At 73.2% G+C, this 23018-nt stretch carries 26 protein-coding genes; 9 read left to right on the forward strand and 17 right to left on the reverse strand.

Annotation, left to right across the window (positions count from 1 at the left end):
- The first annotated feature begins 91 nt into the window (after positions 1–91).
- From Sdagh_RS14595 to Sdagh_RS14615, 5 genes are all read left to right on the forward strand, one after another.
- Complete coding sequence (locus Sdagh_RS14595) at positions 92–1030, forward strand: SPFH domain-containing protein (protein WP_189415417.1); 939 nt, start codon at positions 92–94, stop codon at positions 1028–1030.
- Positions 1027–1341: a type II toxin-antitoxin system antitoxin gene (locus tag Sdagh_RS14600; protein ID WP_189415419.1), complete on the forward strand. Its 315-nt coding sequence runs from the start codon at positions 1027–1029 to the stop codon at positions 1339–1341. Before Sdagh_RS14595 ends, Sdagh_RS14600 begins: the two co-directional genes overlap by 4 nt.
- Before the next feature lie 94 nt (positions 1342–1435).
- Complete coding sequence (locus tag Sdagh_RS14605) at positions 1436–1960, forward strand: PadR family transcriptional regulator (protein ID WP_189415421.1); 525 nt, start codon at positions 1436–1438, stop codon at positions 1958–1960.
- Positions 1957–2652 carry an ABC transporter ATP-binding protein gene (locus Sdagh_RS14610; protein ID WP_189415423.1) on the forward strand — a complete coding sequence of 232 codons (696 nt, stop codon included), beginning with the start codon at positions 1957–1959 and terminating at the stop codon, positions 2650–2652. Before Sdagh_RS14605 ends, Sdagh_RS14610 begins: the two co-directional genes overlap by 4 nt.
- On the forward strand, positions 2649–4979 hold the full coding sequence (locus Sdagh_RS14615; RefSeq protein ID WP_189415425.1) for an ABC transporter permease: 2331 nt from the start codon (positions 2649–2651) through the stop codon (positions 4977–4979). Before Sdagh_RS14610 ends, Sdagh_RS14615 begins: the two co-directional genes overlap by 4 nt.
- Here Sdagh_RS14615 and Sdagh_RS14620 read toward each other — a convergent pair.
- Complete coding sequence (locus Sdagh_RS14620) at positions 4966–5934, reverse strand: LysR substrate-binding domain-containing protein (RefSeq protein WP_189415547.1); 969 nt, start codon at positions 5932–5934, stop codon at positions 4966–4968. The two genes, Sdagh_RS14615 and Sdagh_RS14620, sit on opposite strands and share 14 nt — an antisense overlap.
- 129 nt (positions 5935–6063) lie before the next feature.
- Here Sdagh_RS14620 and Sdagh_RS14625 point away from each other — a divergent pair, with 129 nt between their 5' ends.
- Together Sdagh_RS14625 and Sdagh_RS14630 are read left to right on the forward strand one after the other, a co-directional pair.
- Complete coding sequence (locus Sdagh_RS14625; RefSeq protein WP_189415427.1) at positions 6064–6618, forward strand: peroxiredoxin; 555 nt, start codon at positions 6064–6066, stop codon at positions 6616–6618.
- Positions 6619–6624: 6 nt separating this feature from the next.
- The gene (locus Sdagh_RS14630) at positions 6625–7158 is read left to right on the forward strand and encodes an alkyl hydroperoxide reductase (RefSeq protein WP_189415430.1); all 534 of its coding nucleotides are present in this window, start codon (positions 6625–6627) and stop codon (positions 7156–7158) included.
- A 67-nt stretch (positions 7159–7225) separates the two neighbouring features.
- Here the strand turns inward: Sdagh_RS14630 and Sdagh_RS14635 are convergent, their stop codons facing one another.
- The 5 genes from Sdagh_RS14635 to Sdagh_RS14655 all read right to left on the reverse strand — a co-directional run bounded on the left by Sdagh_RS14635 (position 7226) and on the right by Sdagh_RS14655 (position 13731).
- Positions 7226–8563, reverse strand: coding sequence for an AI-2E family transporter (locus Sdagh_RS14635; RefSeq protein WP_190077516.1), 1338 nt, complete (start codon positions 8561–8563; stop codon positions 7226–7228).
- 130 nt (positions 8564–8693) lie between these two features.
- Positions 8694–9404, reverse strand: coding sequence for an aggregation-promoting factor C-terminal-like domain-containing protein (locus tag Sdagh_RS14640; RefSeq protein WP_190008581.1), 711 nt, complete (start codon positions 9402–9404; stop codon positions 8694–8696).
- Between the two features lie 399 nt (positions 9405–9803).
- Positions 9804–11129 (reverse strand): RNA 5'-3' helicase PhoH2, encoded by a 1326-nt coding sequence (phoH2, locus tag Sdagh_RS14645; protein ID WP_189415436.1) that lies wholly within the window; start codon positions 11127–11129, stop codon positions 9804–9806.
- A gap of 894 nt (positions 11130–12023) precedes the next feature.
- The gene (locus tag Sdagh_RS14650) at positions 12024–12821 is read right to left on the reverse strand and encodes a methyltransferase domain-containing protein (protein WP_190077517.1); all 798 of its coding nucleotides are present in this window, start codon (positions 12819–12821) and stop codon (positions 12024–12026) included.
- Between the two features lie 37 nt (positions 12822–12858).
- Positions 12859–13731 (reverse strand): LLM class flavin-dependent oxidoreductase, encoded by an 873-nt coding sequence (locus tag Sdagh_RS14655; protein WP_189415441.1) that lies wholly within the window; start codon positions 13729–13731, stop codon positions 12859–12861.
- 158 nt (positions 13732–13889) lie between these two features.
- On the opposite strand from Sdagh_RS14655, the gene Sdagh_RS14660 reads away from it, so the two are divergent.
- Both Sdagh_RS14660 and Sdagh_RS14665 read left to right on the forward strand, forming a co-directional pair.
- Positions 13890–14237, forward strand: coding sequence for a hypothetical protein (locus Sdagh_RS14660; RefSeq protein WP_190077518.1), 348 nt, complete (start codon positions 13890–13892; stop codon positions 14235–14237).
- Positions 14234–14611, forward strand: a complete 378-nt coding sequence (locus tag Sdagh_RS14665; protein WP_190008575.1) for a DUF192 domain-containing protein — start codon at positions 14234–14236, stop codon at positions 14609–14611. The genes Sdagh_RS14660 and Sdagh_RS14665 overlap by 4 nt, the downstream gene beginning before the upstream one ends.
- Here the strand turns inward: Sdagh_RS14665 and Sdagh_RS14670 are convergent.
- From Sdagh_RS14670 to Sdagh_RS14720, 11 genes are all read right to left on the reverse strand, one after another.
- Positions 14598–15116: a hypothetical protein gene (locus Sdagh_RS14670; RefSeq protein ID WP_190077519.1), complete on the reverse strand. Its 519-nt coding sequence runs from the start codon at positions 15114–15116 to the stop codon at positions 14598–14600. The genes Sdagh_RS14665 and Sdagh_RS14670 overlap by 14 nt on opposite strands.
- 3 nt (positions 15117–15119) lie before the next feature.
- Positions 15120–15734: an OmpA family protein gene (locus Sdagh_RS14675; RefSeq protein WP_190077520.1), complete on the reverse strand. Its 615-nt coding sequence runs from the start codon at positions 15732–15734 to the stop codon at positions 15120–15122.
- 8 nt (positions 15735–15742) lie between these two features.
- Positions 15743–16321, reverse strand: a complete 579-nt coding sequence (locus Sdagh_RS14680) for a hypothetical protein (RefSeq protein ID WP_189415451.1) — start codon at positions 16319–16321, stop codon at positions 15743–15745.
- Between the two features lie 33 nt (positions 16322–16354).
- On the reverse strand, positions 16355–16951 hold the full coding sequence (locus Sdagh_RS14685) for a pilus assembly protein TadG-related protein (RefSeq protein ID WP_189415453.1): 597 nt from the start codon (positions 16949–16951) through the stop codon (positions 16355–16357).
- Positions 16951–17148, reverse strand: a complete 198-nt coding sequence (locus Sdagh_RS14690) for a Flp family type IVb pilin (protein ID WP_189415455.1) — start codon at positions 17146–17148, stop codon at positions 16951–16953. The genes Sdagh_RS14685 and Sdagh_RS14690 overlap by 1 nt, the downstream gene beginning before the upstream one ends.
- A 105-nt stretch (positions 17149–17253) precedes the next feature.
- Complete coding sequence (locus Sdagh_RS14695; protein WP_190077521.1) at positions 17254–18030, reverse strand: response regulator; 777 nt, start codon at positions 18028–18030, stop codon at positions 17254–17256.
- The gene (locus tag Sdagh_RS14700) at positions 18027–19403 is read right to left on the reverse strand and encodes a sensor histidine kinase (RefSeq protein WP_190077522.1); all 1377 of its coding nucleotides are present in this window, start codon (positions 19401–19403) and stop codon (positions 18027–18029) included. Before Sdagh_RS14700 ends, Sdagh_RS14695 begins: the two co-directional genes overlap by 4 nt.
- An 18-nt stretch (positions 19404–19421) precedes the next feature.
- On the reverse strand, positions 19422–20309 hold the full coding sequence (locus Sdagh_RS14705; protein WP_189415460.1) for a DUF5936 domain-containing protein: 888 nt from the start codon (positions 20307–20309) through the stop codon (positions 19422–19424).
- Between the two features lie 12 nt (positions 20310–20321).
- Positions 20322–21266 carry a type II secretion system F family protein gene (locus Sdagh_RS14710; protein WP_189415462.1) on the reverse strand — a complete coding sequence of 315 codons (945 nt, stop codon included), beginning with the start codon at positions 21264–21266 and terminating at the stop codon, positions 20322–20324.
- A gap of 11 nt (positions 21267–21277) precedes the next feature.
- Entirely contained in the window at positions 21278–22615 is a 1338-nt protein-coding gene (locus tag Sdagh_RS14715; protein ID WP_189415464.1) for a TadA family conjugal transfer-associated ATPase, read from the reverse strand.
- 43 nt (positions 22616–22658) lie between these two features.
- Positions 22659–23018 carry a TadE/TadG family type IV pilus assembly protein gene (locus Sdagh_RS14720; RefSeq protein ID WP_189415466.1) on the reverse strand — a complete coding sequence of 120 codons (360 nt, stop codon included), beginning with the start codon at positions 23016–23018 and terminating at the stop codon, positions 22659–22661.

Raw genomic sequence — 23018 nt, forward strand, 5'->3', positions numbered from 1 at the left:
TCGGGGGTTGCCGGGACGGGGTAAAGTGATATCAGTTAGCTAGGAAACAGCAAGCGCGGAAACAGCCATCGAAGAAGACGGGGAATCATCCATGACCGCACACGAGACCCGGCGGCCCGCCGCCGACCTGCCCGACATGCCGGCCCCGCGGGTGCGGGAGTTCCAGGCCGCCAGCATCGGCGGCGGCTGGGCGCTGCTGCTCGGCCTGGCCGGACTGCTGGCCGGCGCCGGCCTGGTGGTGAGCGCCACGGCGGTGGGCGCGGCCGGCACCAAGGCCGTGCTGATCATCGGCGGCATCCTGCTCGCCGTCGCCGCGTTCCTCGCGATGTGCGGGCTGAACATGGTGGCGCCGGGCGAGGCCCGCGTCGTCCAGCTCTTCGGCCGGTACCGGGGCACCATCCGGCAGGACGGCCTGCGCTGGGTCAATCCGCTGACCTCGCGCACCAAGATCTCCACGCGGGTGCGCAACCACGAGACCGCGGTGCTGAAGGTGAACGACGCCTACGGCAACCCGATCGAGCTGGCGGCGGTCGTGGTGTGGAAGGTCGAGGACACCGCCCAGGCCACCTTCGAGGTGGACGACTACGTGGAGTTCGTCTCCACGCAGACCGAGGCCGCCGTGCGGCACATCGCCATCGAGTACCCGTACGACGCCCATGACGAGGACGCCCTCTCGCTGCGCGGCAACGCGGAGGAGATCACCGAGAAGCTCGCCGTGGAGCTGCACGCGCGCGTGGAGGCGGCCGGCGTGCAGATCGTCGAGTCCCGCTTCACGCACCTCGCGTACGCGCCCGAGATCGCCTCGGCGATGCTCCAGCGGCAGCAGGCGGGGGCGGTCGTCGCCGCGCGGCGGCAGATCGTGGACGGGGCGGTCGGGATGGTGGAGATGGCGCTGGCCCGGATCGCCCAGGAGGGCATCGTGGAGCTGGACGAGGAGCGCAAGGCGGCGATGGTCTCCAACCTGATGGTCGTGCTCTGCGGCGACCGCTCCGCCCAGCCGGTCCTGAACACGGGCACGCTCTACCAGTGACCGGAGAGCCGGAAGAGAGCGGAGCGGCGGGGGGCGGCGAGGAGGCCGTCCCGCGGCGCCGGCCGCGGGCGCGCAAGCAGGTGCTGCTGCGCCTGGACCCCGCGGTCTACGACGCGCTGGCGCGCTGGGCGGGCGACGAGCTGCGGTCCGCCAACGCGCAGATCGAGTTCCTGTTGCGCCGGTCCCTGGCGGAGGCCGGCCGGCTGCCCGGCGACACCGGCCCCCTCCCCCGGCGCGGCCGGCCACCGGCCGCCGGGCGCGGTCGCCGCGACGCCCCGGACGAGCCCCCGCCCCCCGTGACAGAACCGTGACAACCCGCCGCGACCTGCGGCGCCACCGCCCTCTGCCGCCTCTGCGCACGGCGCGTATACACACCGCGTATACACCGTGTGTAGAGTGCGCGGCATGTCCATCGGTCACACGCTGCTCGGACTCCTGGAGTCCGGGCCCCGCCACGGTTACGACCTGAAGCGAACCTTCGACGAGAAGTTCGGTCACGACCGGCCGCTCCACTACGGCCAGGTCTACTCGACCATGTCCCGGCTCCTGAAGAACGGCCTCGTGGAGGTCGACGGCATCGAGGCCGGCGGCGGCCCCGAGCGCAAGCGGTACGCCATCACCGAGGCCGGCGTCACCGACGTCGCGCGGTGGCTCGCCACGCCGGAGACGCCGGAGCCGTACCTCCAGTCCACGCTGTACACCAAGGTCGTCCTCGCCCTGCTCACCCACCGCGACGCCGCCGACCTCCTCGACGGCCAGCGCTCCGAGCACCTGCGGCACATGCGCGCCCTGACGGAGCGCAAGCGCGACGGCGACCTCGCCGACCAGCTGATCTGCGACCACGCCCTGTTCCACCTGGAGGCCGACCTGCGCTGGCTGGAACTGACCGCGGCCCGGCTCGACAAGCTCCGTCAGGTGGTGGCCCCGTGACGACCGCCCCGCCCCCCGGTTCCCTGCTCACCGCCGAGAACCTGCGCAAGGCGTACGGCCCGACCCTCGCCCTGGACGGCGCCGACTTCTCCATCCACCCCGGCGAGGTCGTCGCGGTGATGGGCCCCTCCGGCTCCGGCAAGTCGACGCTGCTGCACTGCCTCGCCGGGATCGTCCCGCCCGACTCCGGCACGATCATGTACGACGGCCAGGAGCTGTCCGCGATGAACGACGCCCGGCGCAGCGCGCTGCGGCGCTCGGAGTTCGGCTTCGTCTTCCAGTTCGGGCAGCTCGTCCCCGAGCTGACCTGTGTGGAGAACGTCGCCCTGCCGCTGCGGCTGAACGGCCGCCCCCGCAAGGAGGCCGAGCGGGCCGCGCTCGGCTGGATGGAGCGGCTGGAGGTCGACGACCTGGCGAAGAAGCGGCCGGGCGAGGTCTCCGGCGGCCAGGGGCAGCGGGTCGCCGTGGCCCGCTCGCTGGTCACCGACCCCCGGGTGCTCTTCGCCGACGAACCGACCGGCGCGCTGGACTCCCTCAACGGCGAACGGGTCATGGAGCTGTTCACCGACGCCGCCCGGTCGGCGAACGCCGCCGTCGTCCTCGTCACGCACGAGGCCCGGGTGGCCGCCTACTCCGACCGGGAGATCGTCGTACGGGACGGGAAGTCCCGGGACATGGAGCGGGTCGTATGAGCGTCGCGCAGTGGGCGCGCGATCTGGCGATGGGTGTCCGGTTCGCCCTGACCGGCGGACGCGAGGGCTGGACCCGGGCGCTGCTGACGGCCGTCGGGGTGGGCCTCGGGGTGGCGCTGCTGCTGCTGACGACGGCGATCCCGAGCGCCCTCGACGCGCGGCACGAGCGCGAGGCCGACCGCACGGACATCACCTGGATGGACAGCCCCGCGCCTCCGAAGGGCGAGGACACCCTGCTGGTCGCGGACCTCGACACGGAGTACCGCGGCCAGGAGATCCGGGGCCGCGGGATGGAGCCCGAGGGGCCCGGCGCTCCCGTGCCGCCCGGCCTGGACGCCGTCCCCGCCGTGGGCGAGATGGCCGTCTCCCCCGCGCTGCGGGAGCTGCTGGAGTCCGACTCCGGGAAGCTGCTGCGCGACCGGCTCCCGGACCGGATCACCGGCACCATCGCCGAGGAGGGCCTCGTCGGCTCGCGGGAGTTCGCCTTCGTCCGGGGCGCGGAGGGACTCGCCGCGCACCTCGGCGACTACCGCGTCACCCGGATCGACCACTTCGGCGCCTCCGACAGCGCGTCGGAGGGGCTCGACCCCGTCCTGCTGCTGCTGGTCATCGTGGTGTTCGTGGTGCTGCTGATGCCGGTCGCGGTGTTCATCGCCACGGCCGTGCGGTTCGGTGGCGAGCGGCGCGACCGGCGGCTGGCCGCGCTGCGGCTGGTCGGCGCCGACGGCCGGATGACCCGGCGGATCGCCGCCGGCGAGGCGCTGGCGGGTTCGGTGCTCGGGCTGCTCTTCGGTACGGCGTTCTTCCTCGTGGGCCGGCAGCTCGCGGGGCAGGCCGTGGTGTACGACGTCAGCGTCTTCCCGAGTTATCTCGATCCCTCGCCGCTGCTGGCCCTGCTGGTGGCGGTGGCCGTCCCCACGGCCGCGGTGCTGGTCACGCTGTTCGCGCTGCGCGGGGTGGTCATCGAGCCGCTCGGCGTGGTGCGCACGGCGCGGCCCGCGCGGCGCCGGCTGTGGTGGCGGCTGCTGCTGCCGCTGGCCGGACTGGCGATGCTCTACCCGATGATCGGTCAGGGCCGCGAGGGCGGTGACTTCAACCAGTACCTGGTCGTCGGCGGTGTCGTCCTGCTGCTGATCGGCGTGACGGCGCTGCTGCCGTGGATCGTGGAGCGGTTCGTGGCCCGGCTGGGCGCCGGCCCGGTCGCCTGGCAGCTCGCGGTCCGGCGCATCCAGGTGAACAGCGGCACCGCGGCCCGCATGGTCAACGGCGTGGCGGTGGCCGTCGCCGGGGCGGTCGCCCTGCAGATGCTGTTCGCCGGGGTGGACGACGACTACACCCGGGACACCGGCCGGGACGTCTCCCGCGCCCAGATGCAGGTGACCCTGTCGGACGGGATGCCGGCCTCCGCCACCGCCGGGTTCGCGTCCACCGCGGGCGTCGAGAAGGTCTACGCCTTCTCGGAGGGCTCGGTCGGCGACCGCCGCACGGACCCGGAGAGCTCCGAGCAGGTGACGGTCGGGGACTGCGCGGCGCTGCGCGAGGTGGTCCGGCTGGACTCCTGCGCGGACGGTGACGTCTTCGCCGTCCTCGATCCCTCCTACGAGTCGGACATCAAGGCGCTGGCCACGCCGGGACGGGTGCTGTACTTCGACCCGTCCTACGGCGACGACGAGGGCGCCCGGGTCGCCTGGACCGTGCCGGAGGGCGTCAAGAACGCCCGTGAGCGTGTCGGCCTGACCGCCAACACGACGACCGGGTTCCTGTTCACCCCGGCGGCCCTCGACGGCGAAGCGCTGGCGGGTCTGCGCACGGAGGTCTACCTCCAGCTCGACCGGTCGGTGCCGGACCACCAGGAACAGGTGCGCAACACCGCCGCGGCCGTCGACCCCCTGGCCGACGTCATGGTCTGGTCGGCCACCGAGCAGAGCGAGAAGTTCACGGCCATCCGCACCGGCCTGTTCGTCGGCGCCGCCTGTGTGCTGGCACTGATCGGGGCGAGCCTGCTGGTGACGCAGCTGGAGCAGCTCCGCGAGCGCCGCAAGCTGCTGTCGTCGCTGGTCGCCTTCGGCACCCGGCGCCGCACCCTGGGCCTGTCGGTGCTGTGGCAGACGGCGGTCCCCATCGCGGTGGGCCTGCTGCTCTCCGCGGTGGTGGGCCTGACCCTCGGCACCGTCCTGCTGAAGATGACCGGCACCCCGGTCCGGGTCGACTGGCCGAGCCTGCTGTCGATGACGGGCGTGGGCGCGGCGGTCGTCCTGGTGGTGACGCTGCTCAGCCTGCCGCCGCTGCTGAAGCTGGTACGGCCGGAGGGGCTCAGGACGGAGTAGTCCGGAGCCCCGGGTGCGCCACCCGCACGGGAAGTTCCCGTACCGCCTCCCGCAGGGAGTCCGCCAGTTGCTCGTACTCGGCGGCGCGGGCCGCGCCCGCGCGCATGGCCAGGGCGATCCGGCGGGTGGGCGCGGGCTCGGCGAAGTAGGCGGTGAGCAGGCCGGCGGCCCGGGAGGTCTCCACCCGTACCGCGGTGCGCGGCAGCAGGGTGACGCCGAGGCCGCCGGCGACGAGCTGGACCAGTGTGGACAGGCCGGCGGCCGTGGTGGTCGCCGGCACGTCCGCGCGTCCGGCCTCCCGGCAGATGTCCAGGGCCTGGTCGCGCAGGCAGTGGCCCTCGTCGAGCAGCAGCAGGTTGAGCGAGCGCAGCGCCGAGCGCGGGATGCCCTCCAGGCCGCCGAGGCGGTGCCCGAGCGGCGTGACGAGCACGAAGTCCTCGTCGAAGAGCGGGAGTTCGGTGACGCCGGGCATACCGAGCGGCACGGCGAGCAGCAGCAGGTCCAGGCGGCCGGAGGTGAGCCCGTCCAGCAGGCTCGCGGTCTGCTCCTCGTGCACCTGGAGGTCGAGTTCCGGGTGGCGCTCGTGCACCAGGCGCAGCACGGTCGGCAGCACGTACGGCGCGACGGTCGGGATGACGCCCAGGCGCAGGGCGCCGGTGAACGGGGCGCGCAGCGCCGCCGCCTCCTCGGTCAGCGCGCCGATCTCGGTGAGGACCGCCTTGGCCCGGACCAGGAGCCGTTCCCCCTCCGGAGTGAGCAGCACTCTGCGCGTCGTACGCTCGACGAGGGTGACACCGAGTGACTCCTCCAGGGCGGAGACGGCGCCCGACAGCGCGGGCTGGCTCATGCCGATCGCCGCGGCGGCATCGCGGAAGTGCAGATGCTCGGCGACCGCGGCGAACGCGCGGAGCTGGGAGAGGCTGGGTTGCCTGGGCTTATTACCGGCCGTACTGATAACTACCTCCGATCGACGCGACCGAGTGTAGCTATTTCCGTAATCAATGCACCCTGTGCCACCATCAGAACCGTCCAACCCATGGGAAACGTCTGCAAAATGGGCGTTTCTTCGCTGCAAGGAGAGCGCGTGCTCACTGTCGGTGACAAGTTCCCCGAGTTCGAACTGACCGCCTGCGTCTCGCTGGAGAAGGGCAAGGAGTTCGAGACGATCAACCACAAGACCTACGAGGGCAAGTGGAAGATCGTGTTCGCCTGGCCCAAGGACTTCACCTTCGTGTGCCCGACCGAGATCGCGGCCTTCGGCAAGCTGAACGACGAGTTCGCCGACCGCGACGCCCAGATCCTCGGGTTCTCCGGTGACTCGGAGTTCGTGCACCACGCCTGGCGCAAGGACCACCCGGACCTGACCGACCTGCCGTTCCCGATGATGGCCGACTCCAAGCACGAGCTGATGCGCGCGCTCGGCATCGAGGGCGAGGACGGCTTCGCGCAGCGCGCGGTCTTCATCGTGGACCAGAACAACGAGATCCAGTTCACCATGGTGACCGCCGGCTCCGTCGGCCGTAACCCCAAGGAGGTCCTGCGGGTCCTGGACGCCCTGCAGACCGACGAGCTCTGCCCGTGCAACTGGAGCAAGGGCGACGAGACCCTGGACCCGGTCGCGCTGCTGTCGGGGGAGTGAGCTGACATGTCCCTCGACTCCCTGAAGTCCGCCATACCGGACTACGCCAAGGACCTGAAGCTCAACCTGGGCTCGGTCATCGGCAACTCCGACCTCCCGGCGCAGCAGCTGTGGGGCACCGTGCTGGCGACCGCCATCGCCTCGCGCTCCCCGATCGTGCTGCGCGAGCTGGAGCCGGAGGCGAAGGCGAACCTGTCGCCGGAGGCGTACACGGCCGCCAAGTCGGCCGCCGCCGTCATGGCGATGAACAACGTCTTCTACCGCACCCGGCACCTGCTGTCGGACCACGAGTACGGCACCCTGCGCGCCGGGCTGCGGATGAACGTCATCGGCAACCCGGGCGTCGACAAGGTCGACTTCGAGCTGTGGTCCTTCGCGGTCTCCGCGATCAACGGCTGCGGCATGTGCCTCGACTCGCACGAGCAGGTGCTCCGCAAGGCCGGCCTGGACCGGGAGACCGTCCAGGAGGCGTTCAAGATCGCGGCCGTGATCCAGGCCGTGGGCGTCACGCTGGACGCCGAGGCGGTCCTCGCCGAGTAGCACCCCGCGCACGGCGCGACGACGGGCCCCGTCCACCTTCCGGTGGGCGGGGCCCGTCGTCGTGCCGTCACGCGGAGGCCGGGTCCTGGTCCGGCGGGGGCGGGGGCGGCGGCTCCGCCGCGGGGGCCGCGTCCGTCGACGTCGCCCCGTGCGGCTTCGGCGTGCCGCGCAGTGCGGACTCGCGGGAGTACGCCCGCAGATAGCCGACGACCGTGTTGGTCACCGCGACCAGCGGTACGGCGACCACCGCGCCGCCGATGCCGGCCACCAGCCCGCCCGCGGCGACCGCGAGGACCACCGCGAGCGGGTGGACGCGGACCGCGCGGCCCAGGATGAACGGCTGGAGGATGTGCCCCTCGATCTGCTGCACCGCCAGCACCACCACGAGGGTCATCACGGCGGTGAACACGCCCTGGGTGACCAGCGCGACGACGACCGCGAGCGCCCCCGACACCACGGCGCCGACCAGCGGGACGAACGCGAACAGGAAGATGAACACGGCCAGCGGCACGGCCATCGGCACATCGAGGAAGTAGATGCCGAGGCCGATGAAGACGGCGTCGATGAAGGCCACTATCACCGTGCCGCGCACATACGCGGTCAGCGTCCGCCAGGCCCGCGGTCCGGCGCCGGCCACGCCCGGGCGGGCGGCGGCCGGGACCAGCTTCAGCGTCCACTCCCAGATCCGCTTGCCGTCGTAGAGCAGGAACAGGGTGGAGAAGACGGCCAGCAGGATGCCGGTGAGGGTCTCGACGACGACGGTCACGCCCTCCAGCCCCGCGGAGGTGATCTGGTCGGTGTTGGCGCCGACCGCCTCCCGGAGGTTCTTGGCGATCTCGTTGATCTGCTTGTCGGTGACGTGGAACGGGCTGTCGAGCAGCCAGCGGCGCAGCTCGTCGATGCCGTCCTGGACCTGGTCGGAGAGGTTGTCGATGTTCTCCATGACCTGCCAGGTGACGAACCAGCCGATCAGGCCCATCACCACGAACCCGCCGAACGCGGTGAGCGCCGTCGCCACCCCGCGCGGCACCCCGCGCCGCCGCAGCCGCGCCACCGTCGGCTGGAGCAGCGCGGTGATCAGCAGCGCGATGACGAAGGCCAGCACGACGAGTTGGACGGCGCTGATCACCTTCATCAGCACCCACACGGTCCCGGCGAGCACCAGCAGCCGCCAGCCCGCCTCGGCGGCGACCCGGACGCCCCACGGCACGGCCTGGGCGGGGTCGGGCCGGGAGTACGCCGCGGGCGGGTGGTCCGGTGGCGGCGGCAGCGGGTCGTAGGACCGCGGCCGGTCGGACTCGGCGGCCTCCTCCCGCTCCGCCTCGGCACGGCGCTGCTCCAGCGTCCGGCTCATGTGGGTCAGCCCGGAGCCGAGCCGGCCGATCCACCCTGGCACTCGCGACATGGATGTCCCTCTTCCCCCGTCTCTCCTCAGCACTCCCCCTGGAGCCGTCGCTGTCGACCGTACAGGGCGGGCACGCGAAAGCCCCTCACCGCAGGAGGGCGAGGGGCTGTACGGGGTTGAGCGCGGGGGCTCAGTACCAGTGGTTGGCCTGCCAGAAGGTCCAGGCCTCGCACGGGCTGCCGTAGCGCCCGTCCATGTAGCTCAGGCCCCACTTGATCTGGGTGGCCGGGTTGGTCTGCCAGTCGGAGCCGGCCGAGGAGTACTTGGAGGCGGGCAGCGCCTGGAAGAGGCCGTAGGCACCCGAGGAGGCGTTGACCGCCTGGTAGTTCCAGCTCGACTCGTGGTTCACGATGTTGCTGAAGCACTGGAACTGGGCGCTCGGCACCATCTGGCGTGCCATCGCCTGGATCTCGGCGACGCTGTAGGAGCTCTGGACGGAGAAGCTGGCGGCGTCGCGGGTGGCGCTGCGGCTGGCCTCCGCTTCCTTCGCCTCGCGCTCGGCGGCCTCCCGCTCGGCCTTCTTCCTGGCCGCCTCGTCGGCTTCCTTCTTCTTGGCGACCGCGGTCCGGGCGGCGGCCTTGCGCGCCGCTTCCTCGGCCTCCTTCTTGGCGCCCGCGTCCGCGGCGATGGCCTGAGCGTCGGCCTGCTGCGTCAGGGACGCGGTCTGCACCACGGCCTGCTGTCCCGCGGGGATGTCCGCGAGGAGCGTGGTGCCAGCGGCCGTCGCTTCGGCGTCGTTGTTCTGCGCGGTGCTGCCCGAGGCAACTCCGACGACGCTTCCGACGGCGGTGACCGCGGTGGCCGAGGCCACTGCGAATCCCCGGACCGAGATCCGGCTCACACGGTTTCCTTCCAGCATCGCCCGCTTCGGTGACCCTCGCGGACGCGATCGTGCCCCTGGCACTGGCCTCCCCAACTTCGGGGTCACGGGAGGCGCGGGCCCGGTGGGCAACTCCCGGTGCGGGAGCGCCGCGTGGTGCTCGGGCGGCATACGACGTGTCTATGGAGTTGGCACTGGTGCTTCTGGTTGTCCGTACCGCTGGGGGTACAGGTGTGTCGTATGCGGGGCCTGACAGGAAGGAGACTCTGCCGTACCCGGACGGCGCGAGGCAATCTTGAGTTGCGTGTGAAAGCTCACATGCCGTTTGGGGCCGTCGGATGACGGAAACTCCCGCACGCGAAGGCGCCGCCCGGCTAGGCTCTTGGCCTTTTCGCCGGACGGCGCCCGGGGGCGGTCTCCTCAGATGCGGCCGTCCTCCAGCATTTCGGTCACCAGCGCCGCGATCTGGGACCGCTCGGAGCGGGTCAGCGTGACGTGGGCGAAGAGCGGATGCCCCTTCAGCTTCTCGACCACGGCGACGACTCCGTCGTAGCGGCCGACGCGGAGGTTGTCCCGCTGGGCCACGTCGTGGGTGAGGACGACCCGGGAGTCGGCGCCGATCCGGGAGAGGACCGTCAGCAGGACGTTGCGCTCCAGGGACTGGGCCTCGTCGACGATGACGAACGCGTCGTGCAGCGACCGGCCGCGGATGTGGGTGAGCGGCAGCACCTCCAGCATGCCGCGCGCGGTCACCTCCTCGATGACCTCGCGGCTGGTGACCGCCGAGAGGGTGTCGAAGACGGCCTGCGCCCAGGGGCTCATCTTCTCGGCCTCGGTGCCGGGCAGATAGCCCAGTTCCTGGCCGCCGACCGCGTACAGCGGCCGGAAGACCATCACCTTCTGGTGCTGCCGGCGCTCCAGCACCGCTTCCAGGCCCGCGCAGAGCGCCAGCGCCGACTTGCCGGTGCCGGCCCGGCCGCCCATCGACACGATCCCGATGTCGGGGTCGAGCAGCAGGTCGAGCGCGATGCGCTGCTCGGCGCTGCGGCCCTTGATGCCGAACGCCTCCCGGTCGCCGCGGACCAGCCGGACGGTGCCGTCGGCGGCGACCCGGCCCAGTGCCTTGCCGCGCTCCGACTGGATCGTCAGGCCGGTGTGCACGGGCAGCCCGGCGGCCTCGGGCACGTGCACGTGCCCTTCCTCGAAGAGGACGTCCACCTGCTCGCCGGGCAGGGTCAGTTCGCTCATGCCGGTCCAGCCGGAGGAGTCCGTGATGGCCAGTTCGGCCCGGTACTCCTCGGCGAGCAGGCCGACGGAGGACGCCTTGATCCTGAGCGGGAGGTCCTTCGACACGACGGTGACGTCGAACCCCTCGGCCTGCAGGTTGCGGGCGACCGCGAGGATGCGGGAGTCGTTGTCCCCCAGCCGGTAGCCGCTGGGCAGCACGCTGGGGTCCGAGTGGTTCAGCTCGACCCGCAGGGTCCCTCCCAGCTCTCCGGTCGGGATGGGGGCGTCCAGGCGGCCGTGCCGGACCCGGCAGTCGTCGAGCAGGCGCAGGGCCTGCCGGGCGAAGTAGCCGAGTTCGGGATGGTTCCGCTTGGCCTCCAGCTCCGTGACCACGACGATGGGGAGCACGACCTCGTGCTCGTCGAAGCGGCTGAGGGCGTTGGGATCGGCCAGCAGGACGCTGGTGTCGAGAACGTAGGTGCGCCGGTCAGGCTTGGGGCGCTTTGCGCTGGTCACCACGGAAGGACGTACCCCCTCGGAAGAGGTCGGGGAGCGACGGAGTGGGGCTGGACCGGTCGACGGCCGCGATGCACGCACCGCACGGGCCGGGGACCGGCCCTCCACTGCTGCCGTGCCGTGACCGCACGGTCGGGCTGGTGCAAAGGACCTCCCGGGCGGACGGCCCCGTGCCGCCCGCTGAGATCCGACACCCGTGGTTCGGGCGTCGGCCTGGTTGCTTTATGCCCTTCCCGGAGCGCGGCCATGCCCCGGCATATGACGGCGGGCTGATGAACTGTTCGTTACGCCCGTTCCGCCCGGTGGCGGGTGGGTCCGCGGGGGCGGTCGCCGCGCCCGCGCGGGCAGCGGCCCGGTCCGGCCACACAGAAAAAACGGGCCGGTCCGTGGGGGGGAGACGGACCGGCCCGAGGGGGGGTTTCCACCATAACCCTTCGTGAGGGCAAGTGGGCACATCGGCGCGGAACAACTACTCTCCGGATTCGTCCGGCGACGCCGCGCAGGCCCACGGAGCCTCGATTCACATGGGGATCATGGCCGGATCACAGCACGATCCCATGGGAAACGGGTGACCGGAGAGGTGATCCGCAGGGCCCGGCGCACTTCGGGCTCCGTTCCGGTGAAGTGCCCCCGCTTCCCCCGGCCGGGGGACGCCACCGGCGAACGCGCACTTGACCCGGCACCGCGCAGCCCCCTCCACTGCGCGGTGCCACCCACGTGGCTTTGCTCACGCGAATCGGATTGGTCCGAACTTACGCGATCCGGCGGGGTGCGATCGAGTCGCGGGAGCCGGGGCGGGATAACGATGTGGACACCCCATGGAACTCCCGGAGGTGCCCCGGAGACCCCGGACGGAGCAACCTGAGCAAATACCAGCAAATGGGATCTATGGGGTGTCTAAGGCGCGGTGGAGGGCTTGCGGGCGTCGAAGAGGTGCCGGGTGCTGTGGGCGACGAAGGGACCCTCGTCCGCGATCCGCCGGTGCAGGGCGCGCAGCCGGGGCTCGTACGCCTCGACCGTGAATCCCGGGACCATCCACACGACCTTGCGCAGGAAGTGGACGACGGCTCCGATGTCGTGGAACTCCATCCGCAGCCGCTGTGCGCGCAGTTCCACGACCTCCAGCCCGGCGGCCTCCGCGGCGGCCCGCTCGTCCTCCGGGTGCCGGGCGCGGCGGACGGATTCCGGTTGCGGTCCCAGGAAGTACTCGACCAGTTCGAAGACGCTGGCGGGTCCCACGTGCTGGGCGAAGTAGGTGCCCCCGGGCGCCAGCACCCGGGCGGTCTCCGCCCAGTGCGGCCTGACGGGGTGCCGGCTGACGACCAGGTCGAAGGCGCCGTCCGCGAAGGGCAGCGGCGCGTCCTCCGGTACGGCGACGACGGCGACGCCGCGCGGGCGCAGCAGGGCGGCGGCCCTGGCGGTGTTCGGCGGCCAGCCCTCGGTGGCGACGGTGAGCCGGGGCGTACGGGGGGCCGCGCCGAGCGCGTGGTCCAGGACCTCGCCACCGCCGGTCTGGAGGTCGAGGGCGGTGCCGGCGCCGGCCAGGCGGCCGGACAGGGACCGGGCGTAGCGCCAGGAGGGCCGTTCCTCGGTGGCCCGGCCCTCGAACCAGGAGAAGTCCCAGCCCTCGGTGGGGACGGCGACGGCCTCCGCGACCAGGTCCTCGAAGGCGCGGTGGGCAGGGGGGACGGTCATGGACGCCGGTCTTTCACTGGGTCGGGCGGGCGGGGCTTCAGGCGATCAGGGGGCCGACCTTCTCCGCGGTGAAGCGGACGAAGCCCTCGGGGTCGGGTTCGTCGGCGGTGGGCTGGAGGATCACCGTGCCGGCGCCGGCCGCGGCGAGGCGTTCGACGGCGTCCGCGACCGCGCCCGCGTCACCGGCGACGCCCAGGCCCGGTACGGAGTCCAGCTTCTCGGCGGCCAGTTCGGCGCGCAGCCGGTCGGCCGCGCCGGGGCCGGTGGCGGTGAGGAGGTGGACGACGACCTCGTGCCGGCCGGTCCGGCCCGCCGCCGACCGGCCCTCGTCGATGAGCCGGCGGGCCGCGCGGACCCCGTCGGGCGGGGTGGCGCAGGTGAGCACCGTGCCGTCGGCGGCCTCGCCGGACAGCCGCAGGGTCCGCGGGCCGGTGGCGCCGGCGAACACCTCGGCGGTGCCGTGCGGCGGCCAGTCCAGGGCGACGTCGTCGAGACGGACGTAACGGCCCTCGGTGGTGACCCGTTCGCCGCGCAGCAGTGCCCGCAGGGCGGTCAGGTACTCCCGCAGCAGCGTCAGCGGGGACCCGGCCCGCGCGCCGACCTGGCCCATCCAGTCCTGCACGCCGTGGCCCACGGCGAGGACGGTGCGGTCGGGGAACATCCGGTGCAGACCGGCGGTCTCCATGGCGGTGAGGGCGACGTTGCGCAGGGGCACGGGGAGCAGGCCGACGCCGATCCGGACCCGCTCGGTCCAGGCGAGGGCGGCGGCCGCGGTGGAGATGCCGCCCTCACGGAAGCAGTCCTCCCACAGCCACAGTTCGTCGAGGCCCGCCTCGTCGGCGGTCCGGGCCACGGCGCGCAGCCGCTCCGGGGCGAGTTGGGGCCGGAACACGGCGCCGAGTGTGGTCATGGTGCCCTTCCTACCCGGGTGCGGGGCCGTCGTACAACGGCATTTCGGTCCGGGGCGGAGGGGGCGGGCGGAAAAGGGCGCGTCCGGACGGGCGGCCGTGGCACGCTGACGGGTCGGCAGCCGGACCGTCCCCCGCTCCCCCGCCCTGGAGGGCCGCAGTGATCCCAGCCCGTCCCGCCCCCCTGCTGGACCAGTCCGACTCCGCCCGGGCACGGCCGGCCGACGCCGAGCGCGTCGGGGAGCCGGTCCCGGACCGCTGGCCGGTACGGCGGCGGACGGACGGGCCGGGGGCGCGGGCGGGGTTCCTCGCGGGCGCCGGGGCGTGGGGGCGGGACGCGGCGGCGCTCGTCCGGGTCGGGCACCGCGGGTATCCGTACGGCGGCGATCCGGAGGAGCCGTTCCCCGACGTCGTGTGGCGGGCCGGCCGGGAGGTGCCGCACCTCGGGGCGGAGATCGCCCTGCTGCGAGACCTGTACCGCGCGGACGCCGGGCGGGGGGCGCGGTGACCGGGCGGCGGCGGTGGCGGGACGGGCACGGCACGCTGCTCGTGCCGGGGGCGGAGGGGCAGGCGGAGGCGCGGGTGCCGCTGGAGTTCGCGGTGTCCTACCGGGCGCGGACCCGGGGGCTGCTGGGGCGGACGTCCGTCGACGGGGCGTTGCTGCTGTCACCGGCCGGGTCGGTGCACACCTTCGGGATGCGGATGCCGATCGACGTGGCCTATCTGGACCGGCGGTGCACCGTCCTGGCGGTGACCACGATGGTGCCGGGGCGGCTGGGCCTGCCCCGGCTGCGGTCCCGGCACGTCCTGGAGGCGGCGGCCGGGGCGATGGCCGGGTGGGGGGTGCGGGCGGGTGCCCGGGTGGAGATCATCCCCGGCTGATGCGGACGACCGCCGTGCCGTCCCCGGTGGCGGCGAGGTGCAGGGCGACGGTGCCGGGGGCGGCGGTGGGGGCGGGTGCGCCGGGGCCGCAGCCGCCGCTGCTGCCGCCGGCGGAGAGGACGGCCCAGCAGGCCGAGCCGGGGCCGGTGGCGCTGCCGCGGGTATGGCCGTCGCCCGAGACCAGCCGGTAGCCGACGGCGGCCCGGCCGGCCTCGGTCACCGTCAGCCCGGCCCGGCCCTCCGGCCCCGCGAAGGCGATGTCCACGGGGGCGGCGACGGTGACCTCGCAGTCGGCGTCGGCGCAGGCGCGCAGGCCGCGTGCGTCGGCGGTGGCCGGCGGCGGGGGTGTGGCCGGGGCCGAGGTGCGGGGGGTGGCCGGGGCCGAGGTGCGGGGAGTGGCCGGGGCCGAGGTGCGGGGAGGCGCCGGGGCCGGGCCGCCGCAGCCGGCCAGGGCGAGGAGGGCGAGGGCCGCCAGGGCGGGTCCGGGCGCCCGGTGCCGTGCCACGGGTCAGCTCCCGGAGCGCGGGAAGGAGACCTCCACCCGGCGGTTCTTCTTGCGGCCGGCCTCGGTGGAGTTGTCGGCGATCGGGTACTGCTCGCCGTAGCCGCGTACCTCGTAGGTGATGCCGGCGTCGTTCAGCGCCTGGGAGAGGACGTCGTGCACGGCGTTGGCGCGCTTCTTGGAGAGAACGTCTCCGTGGGCGGCGGAGCCGAGGTCGTCGGTGAAGCCGAAGACGCGGATGCGGGTGGCGTTCTGCGCCTTGATCTCCTCGGCGATACCGGCGATGCGGGACGTGGCCTCGCCGCCGAGTCTCGCGCTGTCCTTGCCGAACAGCACCTCGGCCTGGAGCGCGAACTTCACGTCCACGTTGGTGTCCTCGCGCCGCTCGTCCCCGCTCTGGTCCTCGACGACCGACTTGATGTCCAGCACCTTGGGCCGGGCGAGGGTGGCCCCTTCGGGCAGCTTCAGATCCGGGTCGTTGGGGTCCACCTCGGTCGGCGGGGAGGCGGTCGCCTCGGTGCCGGGCGGGACGCTGGGGGCGTCGTCGGCCTGGGCGGGGAGGGCGGGGGTGAGGAGGAGGACGGAGGCGGTGAGGAGCACGGTGAGGCGTGTGGGTGTCATGGGCTGCCTCACCCGGAGATCGCGATGGTGTCGGCCGAGAACATGGGCAGCTGGAAGGTGACCTCGCCGGTGTCCGCGGGCGGCGCGGGGAACTGCATGAAGACGGGGACCGACTCGCCGGGCTTCAGCGCCGGGAAGTTGGTCGTCGTCAGCGGCCGTCCGTCGGTGTCGCGCAGGACGTAGTACCGCTTCTTCCCCTTGGAGTCGACCAGGGCGGCACCGCCGAGGGAGCTTCCGTTCCGGATGATCTCCGTCTCGTTGCCGCTCAACTGGGCCGGCACATTGGTGGTCTCGTCGCCGTCGTTCTTCAGGGCGCCGCTGACGGTGACGAAGCCGCCCGCGTCGCGTTCCGCGGAGGTGAGGCTGAGCAGCAGGCCGTCCGGGCCCTTCAGCTCCGCCAGGGGGGTACCCGGCTTGTTCTCCTGGGTGCTCGGCTCGGAGCCGGCGGCGGACGAGGACGAGGACGAGGCCCCGGGCTTGTCGTCGTCACCGCCTCCTCCGCAGCCGGCCACCCCGACGGCCAGGCCGGCCACGACGGTCAGCGCGACCATCCCTCTGCGGGCCCTTGTGGCGAGTCGCACGCTCATGCCTTTGCTTCCTTCGTCCCTCGTCGTTCGCTGTCAGTCGGCCAGATGGACGTCGAAGAGATCCCGGGGATCCGGCAGTACCTCAAGGTCCTCGGGATCCAGCTCCCAGTCCTCACCCTCGCAGTCGAGCGGCGGAAGCTCGTCGTCCCCCGCGTCCGCGCCGGGGAGTTCGAAGGTGCAGCGCGGCTCGATCACCGCTGTCGCGGATGCCTGGGACCTCATGCTCTCCGTCCCGGGGACGATGGACTCGCCGACGGTGTCCTCGGTCTCGACCTCCACGGTGAAGCCCAGGGGGCCGTCCGGGCGGCAGGCCAGCACGTCCGCGTCGTTGCGCGCCGCCAGTTCCTCCGCGCGACGGCACGAGGGCGCGAGCCCCGCGGTGGTGCCGTCGAAGATGGCCCGCCAGGTGTCGGGGTCCAGGACGTTCTCCGTCCAGAGGTCCGCGAGCTGGTCCCGGCTGTCCTGGGCCGCTGCCAGCGCTGCCGCGTCGGCGGCGGTCTGCGCGCCGTTGCGGTTGGCCGCCGCCTGTCCGACCGCGAGGTAGGCGAGCGCAAGAAAAAGCAGGCCTCCTACCACCGTGAGGTAGATGGGGAAGGCCTGCCCCGCGTCGCCATGGGCACGACGCGGCATCAGCCGCCGGTGACCTCGGTGATCTTGTCCCTGATGGCGTTGTAGATGGTCTGCCCGATGTCCGTTCCCGTGATCGCCAGCACGATCGCCACCACCACCGCGATGATGCCCAGGTACTCCACCGCCGTCTGGCCCCGGTCGTCGCGGGTGGCGCGGGTGCGGAGGTACGCGGCGGTGGTGTGCAGCCAGTTGCCCATGGTGTTCCCCTTCGCGGTGACCGGTGCCGGTGGCGGCACCGTACGGGGGCAGGAGCCGTCCCGCCGAGGGCCCCAGGGCCCAAAGCCGGGCCCAAAGGCGGGGGCTCACCGCGCGTCACCCCGGCGGCCCAGCCACGCGGCGGTCGCCTCGGCGCGGCTGGCGCAGTGCAGCTTGGCGAAGATGCGGTTGATGTGGTTCTTGACCGTCTTCTCGCTGATGAAGCAGGCGCCGGCGATCTGCTGGTTGGTCATGCCGGACGCGATGAGGTCCATGATCTCCGCCTCCCTGGCGCTCAGAGGGAACCCCGGTCTGCTACCGGACGACTGTCCCACATCTGGTTGCATTAGCGAAAGGTTTTCCGCGAAACCGCGTGAACTCGCCCGCGTCGGCGCTGTATCCGGTGCGGCACGCCCGGCATCATCGTATGCATTCGCACTTCTGAGCTGCTGAAGGACCGCTCCCGCCGCCGTAGGCGAGAAGTGCGTGCGGCGCGCCCCGGTGTCCCGTACGGCGGTGATCAGCTGGTCGGCGGTGAACTCGCCGTGGACCAGATAGCCCTCCGCGCCCCGGCGCAGCGCCTCCCGTACCGTCTCCGGCTCCCCGCTGTACGTCAGCATCATCACCGGGGCGATCCGCGCCAGGTACGGCAGCGCCGCCAGGCCGTCGACGCCGGGCATGCGGACGTCGAGGAGGACGACGTCGGGCCGGTGCCGGTCGGCGGCCTCGCAGGCCTGGCGGCCGTCGGCGGCCTCGGCGACCACCGTGATGTCGGCGCGGCCGGAGAGCAGGGCGGTCAGGCCGGCCCGGACGACCGGGTTGTCGTCGGCGACCAGCACCCGCACGGCGGCGGGGGGGCGCGGGGCGGGTGGGTGGAGCGTCATGAGGCCATCTCCTCGGCCGGGGGCACCGGTCGGGCCGGTCGGGGGGTCAGGGCGGCCAGCGGCAGGTCGAGGCGGACCTCGGTGCCCGGCGCGCGTCCGGTGCCGCCGACGCTCAGGCGGGCGCCGATCGAGGCGGCCCGCTCGGCCATGCCGAGGAGACCGAAGTGCCCCGCGGCCCGGAGCCGTTCGAGGTCGGCCGGTCCGGGCAGGCCGGGGCCGTCGTCGCGGACGGTGATGCGGAGGTGGCCGTCGTGGACGCCGGCCCGGACGTCGATCCGGGTCGGCGCGGCGTGCCGGTGGGCGTTGTCCATGGCCTCCGCGGCGATGGTGAGGAGCTGCCGGGCCACGGCGGGCGCCACCGGGGGGACGGCGTGGTCGCCGGTGGGCCGGTAGACGCAGGGTGTGCCGGTGCGGGCGGCGAAGTCACGGGTGCGGGCGGCCAGTTCGACGAGCACGTCGGTGCCGTGGCCCGGGTCGGTCTCGCGGCGCAGGTCGGCGAGGAGGTCCCGGGACTCGGCGGCGGCCCGGCGGGCGGACCGGGCGACCAGCTCCGCCTGGCGCCGGACGAGGACCGGGTCGACCCGGTCGGCGGCGGCCGACGCGGCGAGGCCGTCGGCGGCCAGGGCGACGCCGTGCAGGGTCTTGGCGACGGAGTCGTGCAGATCGCGGGCGAGCCGGGCGCGTTCGGCGGCGACCGCCTCGGTGACGGCCAGCCGGGCCCGTACGGCCGTCAGGGCCTCGGTGGCGGAGCCGAAGCGGAGCATCAGGCCCCGCAGGCTGGAGCCGACGGCGCCGGCGGCGACGCAGAGGCCGGGCAGGAGCAGCGACTGGGCGACGCCGGGCGAGGAGTCCCGGTCCGTGGCGTGCGCCAGCAGCAGGATCAGGCCCTGGAGGGAGGCGAAGACGGCGGCGCCGCGCCAGCCGTAGACCAGGCCGGCCAGCAGCGGGGTGCAGACGCCGACGTAGGCGAGGGTGGTGTCCGGGCCGGCCGAGACCAGGAGCAGGGCGCCGAAGAGGGTGTCCGCGGCCAGCAGGGTGGGGTGGCGCAGGAGGAGCGGGCCGAAGCGCTCCCAGTCGCGGAAGAGGACGTAGGACCCCATGAAGGTGACGACGACGGCCGCGCCGACCAGCCGGGCGCCGGTGCCGGGGCTGGCGCCCAGCAGCGCGGCGGGGGCGGCCAGGGCGATCATCGCCAGCCGGAAGCCGAAGACCTGGCGGCACAGCGCCTGGAGGGCGTTCACCTGGAGGCCGAGCGCGGGGGGCGTCTCCTCGGCGGGGGCGTCCGGGGCGGCGGACCCGGCGGACGCCCCCGCCTCCCGCCCGCGCGCCCGCCGCGACAGCGCCCCGCCCCGGCGCCGGCCGGTCGTCTCCATGAACGTCACCCGCCCCGCCTACTCACCGGTGATCGAACCGAAGTCGGTGCCGGAGCCGAGGATCAGTCCGGCGCCGAGCAGGATCATCGTGGCCGGGACCATGAAGGTGGTGATCATCATGGTGGCTTTGGGGACCGCGCGGGCGGCCTTGCGGCGGGCGTTCTGCGCGTCGGTGCGGCGCATGTCCTTGGCGAGGGAGACCAGGGTGTCGACGATGGGGGCGCCCAGTTCCTCGCCCTGCTGGAGGGCGGTGACGAACATCGCGACCTGCTCGGAGTCGTTGCGCCGCCGCAGCTCCGCGAAGGCCTGCCGGCGGCTCATGCCGAGGTCCATCTGGCGCAGTGTGATGCGCAGTTCGTCGGCCCAGGGACCCTCGTAGCGGGTCGCGACCCGGTCCAGGGCCTGGCGGAAGCCGAGGCCGGCGCTGACGACGACCGCGAGGACGTCCAGGAAGTCGGGCAGGGTGCGCTCGATGACGTCCTTGCGGACGCGGATCGCGGACCAGATGCCGACCTCGGTCCAGAACGCGCCGAAGGCCAGCAGGAGCAGGGCGACCAGGTACTGGCCGCGGAGGAGGAAGACCAGGAAGCCGACGGCGCCGAGGAAGCCGTAGACCGCGCGGCGGGCGGCGTAGCGGTCGATGGTCAGGCCGCCGGGGTTGCCCGCGAGGTCGATCCGGCGGCGGTACCTGGCGACCAGGGAGGGCCCCATGAGCCGCAGGACGGCGGGGGCGTACCGCATGCCCAGGCGGTCGACGACGGAGTCGACGGCGCCGGTGCGGGTGGCGCCGATCTCCAGGGCGAGGGCGAGGTCGCCGGGGAGTTTGACGTCCGCGCGGTACATGCGGACGCCGGCGAAGACGCCCCAGACGGCCAGGCCCATGAGGGCGGCGAGCAGCAGTGCCATGTCAGGACCTCCCTAGACGTCGATGCGGGACAGGCGGCGGATGAGGACGAAGCCGACGGTGTAGAGGCCGAAGGCGACGAGGACCGCGATCTGCCCGGCCGGGGAGCCGGTCATGCGTTCCAGGGCGCCGTCCTTCACGCCGTTCATCAGGAAGAGCGAGCCGACGCCGAGCACCGGGACGGCGTACGAGGTCATGTTGACCTGGGAGAGCTGGGTGCGGACCTCGCGGCGGGTCTCCTTGCGTTCCTCCAGGGTCTCCGTGAGGTTGCGCAGGGCGCTGACCACCTGGCCGCCGGCCCGGTTGGAGAGGACCAGGGTGGTGACGAGGACGACGAGTTCGCGGGAGGGGAGGCGGTCGGCGAGTTCGCCGAGGGCGTCGTCCATGGAGGCGCCGACGGCGAGCTGGTTGGCCACCTTGCCGAGTTCCTCGCCGGCCGGGGCCTCCAGTTCCTCCGCGGCCATGCCTATGGCGGTGCGCAGGGCGAGTCCGGCCTGGGTGGCGTTGGCGAGGATGCGGGCGAGTTCGGGGAGCTGGTTGATGAACCGCTCGATGCGTTTCTGGCGCTGCCAGGCGAGGAACTGCACGGCCGCCCAGATCCCCAGCAGCCCGGCGAGCGGGCCGAAGAAGGGCGCGAGGGCGGCCTGCCCGATCAGCCAGAGCCCGGCGACGGCGACGGCGAGGCAGGCGGTGAACTCGCCCGGGGTGACGTCCAGGCCGGTGGCGGCGAGCCGGAGTTCCAGGGCGCGGCCGAGGCGGGTGCGGCGCAGCCGGCGGTCCAGGCCGGGGAAGTGCCGGCGGCGGCCGGCGTAGTGGGTCTGCCCGGTGGCCGCCAGCCGGTCGACCAGGGCCTGGTGCCGGGCCCGCCCGGAGGCGTAGGAGTGCAGGCCGGCGACGGCCAGGACGCAGGCCAGCAGGGTGATGCCGGTGGTGAGCCGGACGAGGGCGGACAGTTCCATCGGTCGGGCTCCTACCGGGTCTCTCGGGTGGTGAGCTGGTCCGCGGAGCGGGCGACGCCGAAGGCCTGCGGGACGGGCTGGCTGGCCATGTGCAGGCGGTCGGCGGTGCGGCGGGGCAGCGGATGGTGCTCGTAGACGCCGTGCACACGGCCGTCGGGTGTCATGGGCTGGGCGTGGAAGCGGGCGACGGTGGTCAGCCGGTACGGCTCCCCGCCGTGGCTGGCGAGCAGGGCGACCTCGGTGATGCGGCGGGCGCCGTCGGGGAAGCGGGTGAGCTGGACGAGGACGTCGACGGCGCTGTTGATCTGGTCGTGCAGCGCGGCGAAGGGGATCTCCACGTCCGACATGGAGGCGAGCGTCTGGAGCCGCATCAGGGCGTCCTCGGCGCTGTTGGCGTGGACGGTGGCGAGGGAGCCGTCGTGGCCGGTGGACATGGCCTGGAGCATGTCGAGGGACTCGCCGCCGCGGACCTCGCCGACGACGATCCGGTCGGGGCGCATCCGCAGCGAGTTGCGGACCAGGTCGCGGATGGTGATGCGGCCCTGGCCCTCGACGTTGGGCGGCCGGGACTCCAGGCGGATGACGTGGGACTGCTGGAGCTGGAGTTCGGCGGAGTCCTCGATGGTGATGATCCGCTCGTGCTCCGGGATCAGCCCGGAGAGGGCGTTGAGGAGGGTCGTCTTGCCGGTGCCGGTGGCGCCCGAGACGATGATGTTGAACCGGGCCCGCACCAGCCCCGCCAGCAGGTACAGCATGTGCTCGTCGAGCGAGCCGAGGCCGATCAGCTCGTGCAGGGTGAAGGAGCGCGGGAAGCGGCGGATGGTGAGGATCGCGCCGGTCAGGGAGAGCGGCGGGATGATCACGTTGACGCGTTCGCCGGACGGCAGACGGGCGTCGACCATCGGGTTGGACTCGTCGACGCGGCGGTTGACGGTGGAGACGATCCGCTCGATGGTCTGCATCAGCTGGTCGTGGGAGGCGAACCGGATCGGGAGCTGCTCCACCCGTCCGCCGCGCTCCACGAAGATCGCGTCGGGTCCGTTGACCATGATCTCGGTGACGGAGGCGTCCTCCAGGAGCGGTTCGAGGATGCCGAGGCCGAGGGCCTCGTCGACCACCCGGCGGATCAGCTGGGACCGTTCGACGGTCGACAGGACCGGACCCTCGCGGCTGATGATGTGCCCGAGGACGCGTTCCAGCCGGGCCCGGCGCTCGGCGGCGGCGAGCGCGCTCATCTCGGCGAGGTCGATCTCCTCCAGGAGTTTCGCCCGGTACGAGGCGACCAGGTGGCCGTCCTCGCCCCGGCCGGCGTGCTCCTCGGGGGAGTGGATGCGCGCGCGCAGGCTCATGCGTCCGGTGCTCCTCGTTCCTCGTCGCTCATGGGGCGCCCGCTCAGTCGTCCGCGTCGCGGGGCATGGTGGCGGTCCGGGTGGCGTCGCCGAAGTCCCAGCCGGGGACCACGGACGGGATGCCGACGGTCGCGGTGACGGTGACCTCGTCGCCGCCGGCGCCGGCGGCGCAGCCGACGGACAGCCAGTCGCTGACCGCCCGGTCGCAGCCCTGCTGGGCACCGAGGTCCAGGGACGCGGCCCGCGCCCCGGAGCGGGCGGCGGTGCCCGCCTGCTGGGCGGCGTAGGCGATCAGTCCGAGCTGTACGGCGGCCAGGGCGACCAGGACCAGGATCGGCAGGAAGCCGAGGTACTCCAGGGCGGCCTGCCCGCGGTCGTCGTGGCGTCGGCGGCGGTACGGCAT

The sequence above is a fragment of the Streptomyces daghestanicus genome (genome assembly GCF_020521275.1).
Classification (GTDB): Bacteria; Actinomycetota; Actinomycetes; order Streptomycetales; family Streptomycetaceae; genus Streptomyces; species Streptomyces griseoviridis.